At 61.3% G+C, this 12,852-nt stretch carries 10 protein-coding genes and 1 pseudogene; 5 read left to right on the top strand and 6 right to left on the bottom strand.

Features of this window, described 5'->3' with window-relative positions; translation table 11 throughout:
• Window positions 1-22 precede the first annotated feature (22 nt).
• Both G3256_RS10085 and uvrA read left to right on the top strand, forming a co-directional pair.
• A complete protein-coding gene (locus tag G3256_RS10085; RefSeq protein WP_169640695.1) occupies window positions 23-1,192 on the top strand; it encodes an MFS transporter in 1,170 nt (389 codons plus the stop codon).
• Between the two features lie 151 nt (window positions 1,193-1,343).
• Window positions 1,344-4,229 carry an excinuclease ABC subunit UvrA gene (gene uvrA / locus G3256_RS10080; protein ID WP_169640694.1) on the top strand — a complete coding sequence of 962 codons (2,886 nt, stop codon included), beginning with the start codon at window positions 1,344-1,346 and terminating at the stop codon, window positions 4,227-4,229.
• Window positions 4,230-4,342: 113 nt separating this feature from the next.
• Here the strand turns inward: uvrA and G3256_RS10075 are convergent, their stop codons facing one another.
• The 5 genes and pseudogenes from G3256_RS10075 to G3256_RS10060 form a co-directional block, all read right to left on the bottom strand.
• The gene (locus G3256_RS10075) at window positions 4,343-4,678 is read right to left on the bottom strand and encodes an excinuclease ABC subunit A (protein WP_246227522.1); all 336 of its coding nucleotides are present in this window, start codon (window positions 4,676-4,678) and stop codon (window positions 4,343-4,345) included.
• Window positions 4,679-4,738: 60 nt separating this feature from the next.
• On the bottom strand, window positions 4,739-6,097 hold the full coding sequence (locus tag G3256_RS10070; protein WP_169640693.1) for an MmgE/PrpD family protein: 1,359 nt from the start codon (window positions 6,095-6,097) through the stop codon (window positions 4,739-4,741).
• 70 nt (window positions 6,098-6,167) lie between these two features.
• Window positions 6,168-7,094: a 3-hydroxyisobutyrate dehydrogenase gene (mmsB, locus tag G3256_RS19350; RefSeq protein WP_343044392.1), complete on the bottom strand. Its 927-nt coding sequence runs from the start codon at window positions 7,092-7,094 to the stop codon at window positions 6,168-6,170.
• A pseudogene (locus tag G3256_RS19345) lies at window positions 7,080-8,093 on the bottom strand (enoyl-CoA hydratase/isomerase family protein); the annotation flags it as partial. The pseudogene G3256_RS19345 and the gene mmsB, both read right to left, overlap by 15 nt.
• A 68-nt stretch (window positions 8,094-8,161) precedes the next feature.
• The gene (locus tag G3256_RS10060; protein WP_169640691.1) at window positions 8,162-9,661 is read right to left on the bottom strand and encodes a CoA-acylating methylmalonate-semialdehyde dehydrogenase; all 1,500 of its coding nucleotides are present in this window, start codon (window positions 9,659-9,661) and stop codon (window positions 8,162-8,164) included.
• Window positions 9,662-9,816: 155 nt separating this feature from the next.
• Here G3256_RS10060 and G3256_RS10055 point away from each other — a divergent pair, with 155 nt between their 5' ends.
• The 3 genes from G3256_RS10055 (at window position 9,817) to coaD (ending at window position 11,810) form a co-directional block, all read left to right on the top strand.
• Window positions 9,817-10,713 (top strand): LysR family transcriptional regulator, encoded by an 897-nt coding sequence (locus G3256_RS10055; protein WP_169640690.1) that lies wholly within the window; start codon window positions 9,817-9,819, stop codon window positions 10,711-10,713.
• A 61-nt stretch (window positions 10,714-10,774) separates the two neighbouring features.
• A complete protein-coding gene (locus tag G3256_RS10050; protein ID WP_169640689.1) occupies window positions 10,775-11,209 on the top strand; it encodes a CBS domain-containing protein in 435 nt (144 codons plus the stop codon).
• A 103-nt stretch (window positions 11,210-11,312) separates the two neighbouring features.
• Window positions 11,313-11,810: a pantetheine-phosphate adenylyltransferase gene (gene coaD, locus G3256_RS10045; RefSeq protein ID WP_169640688.1), complete on the top strand. Its 498-nt coding sequence runs from the start codon at window positions 11,313-11,315 to the stop codon at window positions 11,808-11,810.
• A 9-nt stretch (window positions 11,811-11,819) separates the two neighbouring features.
• Here coaD and gap read toward each other — a convergent pair whose 3' ends face one another.
• Window positions 11,820-12,821: a type I glyceraldehyde-3-phosphate dehydrogenase gene (gap, locus tag G3256_RS10040; RefSeq protein ID WP_169640687.1), complete on the bottom strand. Its 1,002-nt coding sequence runs from the start codon at window positions 12,819-12,821 to the stop codon at window positions 11,820-11,822.
• Between the last annotated feature and the right edge of the window lie 31 nt (window positions 12,822-12,852).

The raw sequence follows: 12,852 nt of genomic DNA, 5'->3' as shown, positions 1-12,852 counted from the left end.
GCGCCTGAGGGAGGCTCAGGCCATGCAGAAAACAAACTGGGGGCTGGTCTTTGCGCTCTGGGGGGCAGGGCTGGGAGCAGCCGCGCAATACGGAAAGTTCAGCGCCACCTTTGATCAGCTGCCGGCGATTTATCCGCAGGCCGGCAATGCGCTCGGGCTGATTGTCTCCTGCGTCGGTATCCTGGGTATTTTCTGTGGTGTCATCGCCGGGTTGCTTGTGGCGCGGGTGCGGTACCGGCGGGCGCTCCTCTGGGGTCTGTGGACGGGCGCCGCGCTCTCGGCCTTTCAGGCGCTGCTGCCGCCGCTGCCCTGGATGCTGGCAAGTCGCGCGCTCGAAGGTCTGTCGCATCTGGCCCTTGTTGTCGCGGCCCCCACACTCATCGCGCAGCTTTGTGCACCCGGTGACCGGGGTCTGGCGATGACGCTCTGGGGCACGTTTTTCGGCGTCGCCTTTGCGATCCTCGCCTGGGCCGGGCTGCCGCTGGTGGCAATCGGCGGGCTTCCGGCGCTGCTTGTTGCTCATGCGCTCTATCTGTCGGTTTTTGCGCTTTATCTCGGGCGGCGGCTGCGGGCGCTGGACATCGACAGCCCGCCTGTGGCGCTCTCGCCGGGCCGTATCCTGCGCGAACATGTGGCAATCTACTCCTCTCCGGCGATTTCGGCACCAGCACTCGGATGGCTGTTCTATACCTTCTGTTTTGTCTCGATCCTGACCGTGCTGCCGCCCTATATCCCCGAGGAAACCCGCGCCTTTGTGATGGGGGCCATGCCTCTGGTCAGCATCGGTGTGTCCATGACGCTGGGTGTGATGTTGCTGCGGGTCATGGCGGCGGTCGGGGTGATCATCACGGGGTTTACGGGCAGCGCGCTCGCGATGCTCTGGCTCTGGGCTGATCCCGGTGGCTCGGTGCCGGCTCTGGTGCTGGCGGGCTTCATGGGCCTCATTCAGGGCGCGAGCTTTGCCGCCGTGCCGCAGCTAAATCACCAGCCTGAAACCCAGGCCCAGGCAAACGGCGCCATGGCGCAGATGGGGAATGTCGGCAATACGCTCGGCACACCTGTGATGGCGATCACCGCAGGCGCCATGGGCTACGCGGGCCTGCCGGTGCTGGCAGGTGCGGCGTTCCTTCTTGGCGCCTGCGTGCATCTGCTGCTGAGCCTGCGGCGCAGAACCGTCGCAGGTCCTGCCTGAACGACACATCGTGACGCAGAACTGACCGGCTTTGATGCAGCCCGCTGCGACACGGCTGCTACAAAGCGCCTGTTCATGGTATGTTCACTTTTTTTCGTTGGAGAATCCCGGCCATGCGCCTATGTCTGACAGGTACACCAGGGGGTGCCGGATGGCTGAGCTGAAAAACATCGAAGTGCGCGGCGCGCGCGAGCATAATCTCAAGAACATCGACGTGGATATCCCGCGCGACCAGCTTGTTGTGATTACAGGGCTTTCCGGGTCCGGCAAGTCGAGCCTCGCGTTCGATACGATCTATGCCGAAGGCCAGCGCCGCTATGTGGAATCGCTGTCAGCCTATGCGCGGCAGTTCCTCGATATGATGCAGAAACCGGATGTGGATCACATTTCCGGTCTGAGCCCGGCGATTTCGATTGAGCAGAAGACGACATCGAAAAACCCGCGCTCCACCGTCGGCACGGTGACTGAAATCTACGACTACATGCGACTGCTCTTTGCCCGCGTCGGCACGCCCTATTCGCCTGCCACAGGCAAGCCTATTGAGGCCCAGCAGGTGCAGGATATGGTCGACCGGATCATGACAATGGAGGAGGGGACGCGTGCTTATCTGCTCGCCCCGATCATCCGCGACCGCAAGGGCGAGTACCGCAAGGAATTTCTGGAGCTGCGCAAACAGGGATTTCAGCGGGTCAAGGTGGATGGCGAGTTCTACGAGCTTGATGAACCGCCAACGCTCGACAAGAAGTTCCGCCATGACATCGACGTTGTGGTCGACCGGATCGTCGTGCGCGAGGGGCTGGAGACGCGTCTCGCCGACAGCCTTCGCACCGCACTTGATCTGGCCGACGGCATCGCGATCCTTGAGACAGCGCCGGCTGAGGGCGACCCCGAGCGCAGCACTTTTTCGGAAAAATTTGCCTGTCCGGTCAGCGGGTTCACGATCCCGGAGATCGAGCCGAGGCTCTTTTCATTCAACGCGCCTTTTGGCGCCTGTCCTGATTGTGACGGTCTGGGTGTGGAGCTCTTTTTCGACGAGCGCCTCGTTGTGCCTGATCAGAACCTGAAGATTGCCGATGGCGCGCTGGCCCCCTGGCGCAAGGGGAAATCCCCCTATTTTCTGCAAACCATCGAAGCCATTGCGAAGCACTACAAATTCAAACAGTCGACGAAATGGAAGGATCTGCCTGAGAAGGTACAGCAGGTATTTCTTTATGGCTCCGGCAGGGAAGAAATCGCGTTCCGCTATGATGAAGGCGGGCGCGTTTACCAGGTGACCCGGGTCTTTGAGGGTGTGATCCCCAACATGGAACGCCGCTACCGCGAGACCGACAGTAACTGGATCCGCGAGGAATTCGAGCGTTACCAGAACAACCGCCCCTGCGGCACCTGTGGCGGATACCGTCTGCGCGAAGAAGCGCTGGCCGTGAAAATCGGACCGGTGAAGGGCCCCAAAGACCAGCGCCTGCACGTAGGACAGGTGGTACAGATGTCCATCCGGGAGGCTTTCGACTGGTGTGAGACGGTACCGGAAAACCTGACGGTGCAGAAAAATGAGATTGCCCGGGCGATTTTGAAAGAGATCCGCGAACGGCTGGGGTTTCTCAATAATGTGGGTCTCGAATACCTGACGCTGAGCCGCAACGCCGGCACGCTGTCGGGCGGGGAAAGCCAGCGGATCCGGCTGGCGAGCCAGATCGGCTCGGGCCTGACAGGCGTGCTCTATGTGCTTGATGAGCCCTCCATCGGCCTGCACCAGCGTGATAATGACCGCTTGCTGCTCACGCTGAAAAACCTGCGCGATCAGGGCAACACGGTGATCGTGGTCGAGCACGATGAAGAAGCCATCCGCGAGGCGGATTATGTCTTTGATATCGGCCCGGGCGCCGGCGTGCACGGTGGTCAGGTCGTCAGTCACGGCACCCCGGCTGTCATCGCCGCCGATAAGAACTCCATCACCGGGCAGTATCTTACCGGCGCACGTGAAATCCCTGTGCCGGCAGAGCGCCGCAAGGGAAACCGGAAAAAAGTGCAGGTGGTAAAAGCCACCGGCAACAATCTCAAGAATGTGACGGCCGACTACCCGCTGGGTAAATTCGTCTGCGTGACGGGCGTGTCAGGCGGCGGCAAATCCACGCTGACCATCGAGACGCTTTTCAAAACCGCTTCGATGCAGCTTAACGGCGCGCGCCAGACGCCTGCACCCTGTGAGACGATTAAGGGTCTGGAGCACCTCGACAAGGTTATCGACATTGACCAGCGCCCGATCGGACGCACGCCACGTTCCAACCCCGCGACCTATACAGGGGCTTTCACACCCATCCGTGACTGGTTCGCCGGCCTGCCGGAGGCCAAGGCGCGTGGCTACAAACCCGGGCGGTTCTCATTCAACGTCAAAGGCGGGCGCTGTGAGGCCTGCCAGGGCGACGGTGTGATCAAGATTGAGATGCATTTCCTGCCGGATGTTTACGTCGAATGTGAGACCTGCAAAGGCAAGCGTTACAACCGCGAGACGCTGGAAATTAAGTTTAAAGGCAAGAGCATAGCAGACGTTCTTGATATGACAGTTGAAGATGCGCAGGCATTTTTCCAGGCCGTGCCGTCGATCCGTGAAAAGATGGATGCGCTGATGCGCGTGGGCCTTGGTTACATCAAGGTCGGACAGCAGGCGACGACGCTTTCGGGCGGCGAGGCGCAGCGGGTGAAGCTCTCAAAAGAGCTCAGCAAACGCTCAACCGGGCGCACGCTCTATATTCTTGATGAGCCGACGACGGGTCTGCATTTTGAGGATGTGCGCAAGCTGCTGGAAGTACTGCATGAACTGGTCGATCAGGGCAATTCAGTAATCGTGATCGAGCATAACCTCGATGTGGTGAAGACCGCGGATCACATCATTGATATCGGTCCTGAGGGCGGCGATGGCGGCGGCGAGATCGTGGCGACTGGTACGCCTGAAGAGGTCTCTGAGGTTGCCGCAAGTTACACCGGCAAGTACCTCAAGCCGATGCTCACCGCACAGCGTCGGGTTGCGGCGGAATAAGCCTGCACGTTAACCCGCCCTTAAGGGGGCGGGGTCTAGAAGGTGTGTGGTAGCTCTCCAAATAAAAACCCGCCATGGTTTGCTCAGAAACCTGGCGGGTTTTGCCTTTTCGCTCAGTTGAGCAGGGCAGCGGCAGCACCAATGAAATCCAGCACCTCACGTGTCTCCTGGTCCACCCGAAAAACGTAGCCGTCGCTGTTGTAGTAGGTGCCTGAGCGGTCCAGCCCGTAGCGGTCCGGATTGCGGATCACGATGTAGTCGCCACTGATCACGTCACCCCGGCGATAAGGCGCGGTATTTTTGTAGTTACCCTTTTTCGCCTGACCCGGCGGCACGCAGGACGGTGATTTCTTGGCAAGTCCCGGCGGGCACCCTTTGGGCGCTGCACTGGAAGGAACAGGGGTGATGAGTGCCGCGGCAGCCATCAGGGCAGGGATCATGAATCGCATTTTAATACTCCGGTTACTTTGCCGGTATAACGCCGGAATATGGCGAAAGTTGCACCGGGTTTACGAAACGGCGGAAACCGGCGCATCAGCACCTGTCAGACACAGATCTCTGAGCCGTGAGAAATCCGACGCGTTGAGCTGATCAAATCTGCCACACAGCGCCTCAAGCTCATCTGCACGCGCCCGTCCCATGACCGGATCGGCAAAAAGATGAAACTTGTCTGAAATCTCGTCATCGCTCAGGGGAATATCCGTATCGCCGCGCGGCGTACGTGCGTCTGTGCTCAGCTCCCGACCGTCCTTGGTGCGGATCGAAACACCTGCCCAGCGTTTGCCGATACTGATCGCCGTAAAGTGTTCATCATCAACCAGTTCCGTGGCGCGGCTGATGCGCAGAATATCCGGATCTTCCAGCGTTTCAGCCGCCAGTTCAGCGACACCGACCTGACCGCGCACAATCATTGTGGCCACCGGAAAGGCGATTGAATAAGCAAATTCATCCGGGCTGGCGGGGGTGTGCCCGGCAAGCCGGGTGGCGTTGTGAAAGGTGCGGATTTCCACCGAGGCCACATCACTGTGGTGCAGCCCGTTCCCGCGCATGATGTCGGCGGCCGCGTCAATGGCCGGATGCGCCCAGCGACAACAGGGGTAGGGTTTGTAATGCGTGTCCTCGACGAGGCGCCAGGCGGACCCGAGATCGTCCCAGAAGGCCGGCGCTTCCTCGCAGGTCAGCGCCGGGGCACCGGTGAAACCGGCAAGTGCCAGCCAGGCTGCCGTAACGCCGGATGGTGCCCCCCAGCCCACGCCATCACGCAACATTGTTGGGTGGTCAATGCAGCGCATCATCTGGCTGCGGGGGCCATGATACTCGCCGATACCTGCTGCATGCCTGATCTGACCGGCCGTGCCCCCGAGAGCGCGCGCGCAGGCCGTAGCGACACCGGTGGCCGTCCATGCACCCGACGTGTGGTAGTCGGCGCAGGTGGCATGCTGCGCAAGGCCGGCGCGGTAGCTGACCTCATAGGCAATGGCCAGTAGGACAGCGAAATCAGATCCCTGCAGGTCGTTCCTGATGTCCGCAACGGCGAGCAGCGCGGGAAAGACGGCAGAGCCCGCGTGCCCCTTGCACGGGGATGTTCCGTCGTGGGCGTCAACACTGTCGATTGTCATTGCGCCGGCCATGGCAGCACCCGCAGGGCTCACCCGGTCGCCATGCATCAGAATGCGCGACCCGCCTGCCGCACCCGGACCGAAGAGGGCCAGAGCCGCGGTCCGCGCAATGCCTGCCATGTCTGACCGCGAGGCCACCGCGGCCACCCCCATCGTGTCCAGAAATGAGCGCCGCAGCACGCGCAGCACATCGGCGGGCAGATCGTCATAGCTCAGACCGGCGGCGAATTCATGAAAAGGACGCGGCATGCAGGGCTCCTTGATGCGACTTTCCTCAGAATACTCCGCGCGGCGGCGCGCAGACCGTTCAGATGCGACCTCAGGAGGACCGGCCACGCGCCTCAAATCGCGGCAGCATGGCAGAGAAATCTTTGCCCTTCCCGTCTTCTTTTTCGACGAACTGACGATAAAGTGCCAGCGCCAGAGCGCCCATTGGCGTGTCGGCATCAACGGCCTCGGCGGCCTGCTGAGAAAGCCCCAGATCCTTGACCATCAGTTCTGACGCAAACCCGGGCGTATAGCCGTTGTCAGCCGGGCTTTTCGGCCCGATGCCGGGTGCCGGACAATAGGCGTTCATGCTCCAGCTGTAACCTGATGAGGTGCTGACAACGTCAAACATCCTGGCGCGGTCCAGTCCGAGTTTGTCCGCAAGTGCGAAAGCTTCGCAGGTTGCGATCATCGTCGCACCGAGAATCATATTATTGCAGATTTTTGCCGCCTGGCCCGCACCGGCCTCACCACAATGCACCGCCTTCTGGCCCATCACGTCGAAAAGCGGGCTGGCAGCCTGAAACGCGGCCTCGGTGCCGCCGGCCATAAAGGTCAGAGTACCCGCCGAAGCGCCGCCGATCCCGCCCGACACCGGGGCATCGGCAAACAGGAGACCGGCGTCTTCCGCAGCAGCCGCGACCGCGCGCGCGGCCTCCACATCAACGGTCGAACAATCCAGTAACAAAGCGCCTTTCTTCATTGCCCGCAGAACCTCTTCCGCGACATTGCGCAGAATGGCACCGTTGGGCAGCATGCAGATCACCACATCGGCGTCTGTCGCAACTGCGGCGGCGGTCTGCGTCGTGCTGACGCCCTCTGCGGTGGTGCCGGCGGTGTCAAACCCGGTCACCTCATGCCCGGCCCGCGCGAGATTGGCGGCCATCGGTGCGCCCATGTTTCCGAGCCCGATAAAGCCGATTTTTGCCCTTTTCATTACTGTCCCCTCCAGCTGCAGGGGATTGTCCCTGACCGGCATCAGCATTTTACTGATCTCAGCGGGCGGCACAGAACGGCCCGCATGCTGCCAGACAGGCTTGCGGTCTTTATCGATGATCGCCGCCCGTATACCTTCCAGAAGGTCACCGTGTTCCAGCGCCCGGCTGGTAAAGCGGTACTCAAGATCGAGCGCCCTGGCCAGCGTCAGCGAAGGCCCTCGCAGGCGGTGAATAACCTCAATGGTGCAGGCCATCGACAGCGGGCTCATGCGCGAGAGCGACCTGAGGGTGTCGCGGGCGAAGTCGCTGTCATCATGCGAAAGGGATGTCATAATATCCCTCACGGTCTCACCGCCGAAATGCCGGTCGATCTGCGCCATATGTGTCTGCAGCGGTGCAGCACCGGGGTCGGTGGCTGCCGCCTCAAGGCCCGCCGCATCTCCGCCGGTCTCCAGCGCCTCAATCAGGCCGGGCCAGGCGGCCTCGTCAATCATCAGATCCGCGAACCCGGCGAGGATCGCATCAGCGGCGGTCATGCGGGTGGCCGTTGTGCCGAGGTATTCGCCCAGACGCCCTGGTGCCAGCGCCAGCATCAGCGTGCCGCCCACATCCGGTATGAGCCCGATGCCGCATTCAGGCATGGCGATCCGGCTGCTTTGCCCGACGATGCGGTGAGAGCCGTGACAGCCGATGCCGACACCGCCCCCCATGGTGAAGCCCTGCAGAAACGAAATGACCGGTTTGGGGTAGCTGAAGATTTTCGCATTCATCCGGTATTCATCGGCCCAGAAGCGCCGGCCATAGTCAAAATCGCCCGCGATGCCTTTTGCGTAGAGTTCCGCGATATCGCCGCCTGCGCAGAAGGCCCGTTCGCCCTCTGCGTCGATCACGATATGCGCGATACTGTCGTCATCGCGCCAGCGGTCGAGCGCTGCTTCAATCGCCAGACACATGTCATAGGCCAGGGCGTTCAGAGCGTCAGGACGCATGAGTGTGATGCGCCCGGCGACCCCGGTCTGACGGATGCTGATATCGCTCATAATGACGGAATTCCCCTGCTGCCTCCGCCCATATTATAAGGGCCGCATCGAAGTGCGACCCTTTATTTTTATTCCATCACGGGGATCGAGAATTCGCCGCCTTCTTTGATGCCGGACGGCCAGCGCGCGGTTACGGTTTTGGTGCGGGTGTAGAATTTGAACGCATCCGGCCCGTGCTGATTGAGATCGCCAAAGACCGATTTCTTCCAGCCGCCGAATGTGTGATAGGCCAGCGGCACCGGGATCGGCACGTTGACACCGATCATGCCCACATTCACCCGGTTGGCGAAATCACGCGCCGCATCGCCGTCGCGGGTAAAGATCGCAGTCCCGTTGCCGTATTCATGGTCCATCGCGAGCCCCAGCGCTTCCTCATAGGACTGTGCGCGGACGGTCGACAGAACCGGGCCGAAGATCTCGTATTTATAGATGTCCATGTCCCTTGTCACGTTGTCGAAGAGGTGCGGGCCCACAAAGAAGCCATCCTCATAGCCCTGCAGTTTGAAATCGCGACCGTCGACCACAAGGTTCGCGCCCTGGTCGATACCGGTCTGCACGAGGCGTTCGATATTGGCCTTGGCCGCAGCCGTTACCACCGGGCCGTAGTCGACGTCATTTCCGGCGGTATAGGGGCCGACTTTCAGCTTTTCTATGCGAGGCACCAGCTTTTCGATCAGGCGGTCGGCGGTCTCATCGCCTACCGGCACGGCAACCGAGATCGCCATGCAGCGCTCGCCTGCAGCACCATATCCCGCACCGATCAGCGCATCCGCGGCCTGATCCATATCGGCGTCGGGCATAATAATCATGTGGTTTTTCGCACCGCCGAAACACTGAACCCGTTTGCCGTTGGCGCAGCCGGTGCCATAGATGTACTCGGCGATCGGTGTGGAGCCGACAAAGCCCACGGACTGGATCACATCGTGGTGCAGGATCGCGTCGACGGCTTCTTTGTCGCCGTTCACCACCTGCAGAATGCCTTTGGGCAGGCCCGCTTCTTCCATCAGTTCGGCCAGCATCAGCGGCACGGAAGGGTCGCGCTCAGAGGGTTTGAGGATAAAGGCGTTGCCACAGGCAATTGCCGGCGCGAACATCCACATCGGGATCATCGCAGGGAAGTTGAAGGGCGTAATGCCCGCTGTCACGCCGAGAGCCTGGCGCATCGAATACATATCAATGCCGCGTCCGGCGCTGTCGGTGTATTCCCCTTTCAGCAGATGCGGCGCACCGATGCAGTATTCCACCACCTCAAGACCGCGCTGCACGTCGCCGGCGGCATCGGGCAGCGTTTTGCCATGCTCGCGGCTCAGCGCCTCCGCGAGCTTATCCATATCGCGGTTCAGCAGATCGACGAATTTCATCAGAACGCGCGCGCGACGCTGCGGGTTGGTGGCGGCCCAGGCCGGTTGTGCGGCGGTGGCATAGTCGACCGCCTGGCCCATCTCTTCGGTCGAGGCGAGCGGGACTTTCGCCTGCACCTCGCCGGTGGCGGGGTTCATCACATCGGCAAACCGCCCGGACGTCCCCTTAACGTGTGCGCCGTTGATATAGTGTGTGAGTTCCTGCATGACAGCCTCCCTGATGCTGCGCTGCCAGGGCTCCCGCCCGGCAAACGACATGGATTGGTTCGTGGTCAGCTACGGGTATAGTCTTGCAAAAACGGGCCTTAAAGAGGAAAGATAGCAAATCAGCCTTGCATTTTTGCATGACCCGGGGAGGTGCTGTGCAGACCAACTGGGACGATCTGCGGCTTTTTCTGGCCGTGGCGCGCGAAGAGAGCCTGTCGGGAGCGGGCAAACGCCTGCGGCTGGATCCCGCGACCGTGGGGCGGCGTATGGCGCGGCTGGAAACGGCGCTGCAGGCGGCACTGTTTGTCAAATCCCCCCAGGGCTACACGCTGACTGACGCAGGTGTGGCTCTGCTGGCGCGCTCCGAAGCTGCAGAACAGGCCATGCGCGTGGCGGTCGCAGGCCTGCCGGCGCAGGGCGAACAGCTGCGCGGACAGATCCGCATCGGTGCGCCGGACGGATGTGCCAATTATCTGCTGCCCCAGGTCTGTGCTGCCATTTCCGACGATAACCCTGAGCTCGATATCCAGATCGTGGCACTTCCGCGCGTCTTTAACCTTTCACGGCGTGAAGCGGACATGGCCATCGCGGTAAGCGCGCCGGGAGCCGGGCGGCTGGTGGTGCAGAAGATCACCGATTACCGGCTGCATCTTGCCGCAGGGGAGGGCTATCTTGCAGAATACGGACCAGTGGAGACGCTGGATGATCTGCAGGGGCTGAGGCTGGTCGGCTACATCCCTGATATGATCTTTGACCGCGAACTGGATTACCTTGCTGACATCGGCATGGCCCGGGTGCCGCTGGCGTCCAATTCGGCCTCCGTTCAGGTAAATCTGATCCGGCAGGGCGGCGGGATCGGCGTGGCGCATGACTTTTCGCTGCCCGCCACGCCCGGAGTGCGCCGGGTGCTCACAGACATCGTGAGCCTGACGCGGTCTTTCTGGCTGATCCGCCACGCGGACGATCAGCGCAACGCGCGACTGACCCGTTTTGCGGAAAGCCTGAGCGCGGGTCTGCGCGCAGAGGTTGCCCGTCTGGAAGCCCAGGCTTGACAGAAAGCCGGTTTGCGGTGACGCTGAAGAAGATCACAGATGCGTCAGAACGAGGTGTGGCATGCTTGTTTCCCAGATCCTGAAAACCAAGTCTTCAGAAGGTGTTGTCACTGTACCACCGACAACGCTGGTCTCCGAGGCCGCCAAAATGCTGTCGGAAAAACGCATCGGCACGGTGATCGTCTCGCGGGATGGCAAATCGCTGGATGGCATCCTGTCAGAGCGGGACATCGTGCGCGAAATAGGGGCGCGGGGCGCAGGGTGCCTGACCAATACTGTCGATACGCTGATGACCTCCAAGCTGGTGACCTGTTCGGGTGATGACGTTGCTGATGTGATCCTGAAAAAGATGACCGAGGGACGTTTCCGCCACATGCCGGTCATTGAGAACGGCGAACTGAAAGGCCTCATTTCCCTCGGCGACGTTGTTAAGGCGCGTCTGATGGAACTGGCCATGGAAAAAGACGCCCTTGAAGGCATGATCATGGGCCACTGAGCCCGCCGGTGTCTTGCACCCCGTCCGCCGCCCGCGTGAGGCGCTTGCAATCTGCGTTCTGAAATGATCGGTTAAGCCCGCAGAAGAAGACAGGAGCGTGGCCATGCGTGTCGGCCTTTACCCCGGAACCTTTGACCCCGTGACGCTCGGGCATATGGACATCATCCGGCGCACGTCTGTGCTGCTTGACCGGCTGGTGATCGGTGTTGCGATCAACCGTGACAAGGGCCCGCTTTTCGATCTTGAGGAACGCGTGGCGATGGTCGAGGCCGAAGGTGCTAAACTTTCAGAACAGACCGGCATGGAAATCGTCGTGCACCCGTTTGAGAACCTGCTCATCGATTGCGCACGCGATGTGGGCGCGCAGGTTATCGTGCGCGGGCTGCGTGCTGTGGCGGATTTTGAATACGAATATCAGATGGTTGGCATGAACCGGCAGCTTGATGACGGCATTGAAACGGTGTTTCTGATGGCCGAGGCACAGCACCAGGCAATTGCCAGCAAGCTCGTCAAAGAAATCGCGCGTCTGGGCGGGGACGTCAGCAAGTTCGTGACCCCGCTGGTGCGTGAAAAGCTGCTGGCGCGGATTGAAGAACGCTGACGCCGCGGCTCAGCTGCTCGCTGCCACCACCCGCACCATATCGCGCAACCGGCACGAAAAGCCCCATTCGTTGTCATACCAGGCCAGGATGCGCACCAGAGTGCCACTCTGAACCCGGGTCTGATCGGTCACAACGATCGCGCTGTGCGGGTCGCGCAGCAGATCACGCGAGACCAGTTTATCGGCTGTCACACCGATGATCCCGCGCATCGACCCGGCGGCAGCCTCCGTGAACAAATCGTTAACCTCATCCGCCGACACAGGCCGCGCCACCTCGACCGTCAGATCGATACAGGAAACATCCGCCACCGGCACCCGGATCGCCTGACCGGTGATCAGCCCGGCAAGCTCCGGCAGCACGAGCCCGAGTGTTTCCGCAGCCCCCGTCGAGGTGGGCACCATCGACAGTGCCGCCCCGCGCGCGCGATAAAGATCATCGTGCGGGCCGTCATGCACCCCCTGTGAGGTCGTATAGCAATGAACCGTGGTCATCATGCCACGACGGATCCCGATCGCCTCATGCAGGACATGGGCGACCGGCGCCAGGCAGTTGGTTGTGCAGGAGCCGTTTGAAATCAACCGGTCCTGTTTACTGATGCGGCTGTGATTTACGCCGTAAACCACTGTGGGACCGTCGCCTTTGGCCGGTGCCGAGAGGAGCACGCGGCCCGAGCCGTTCCGGAAGTGACGTTCCGCATCTGCCCTTCGGGTGAAATGACCGCTGCACTCCAGCGCCACATCCACGTCATCCCAGGACAGGTCCGCCGGGTCGCTCAGCGCCGTGAGCCTTACCGGCCCGCGTCCGAAATCAATATGCTCACCGTCAAGACGCACGGGACAGGGAAAGCGCCCGTGGATGGAATCAAAGGCCAGCAGATGCGCCAGCGCTTCTGCCGGTGCGGGATCATTGATCGCCACGACCTCAATGTCATCGGTGCCGGGTTCAGCCAGAACGCGCAGCAGCGTCCGCCCGATGCGGCCAAACCCGTTAATACCGATCCTGATGCCCATGATGTTCTTTCTGCGCGGGCCCGCGCCCCCG

The sequence above is a fragment of the Roseobacter ponti genome, assembly GCF_012932215.1.
GTDB classification, from domain to species: domain Bacteria; phylum Pseudomonadota; class Alphaproteobacteria; order Rhodobacterales; family Rhodobacteraceae; genus Roseobacter; species Roseobacter ponti.
Note: the sequence above shows the minus strand (reverse complement) of the source record. Positions and strands in the feature narration are given on the sequence as shown.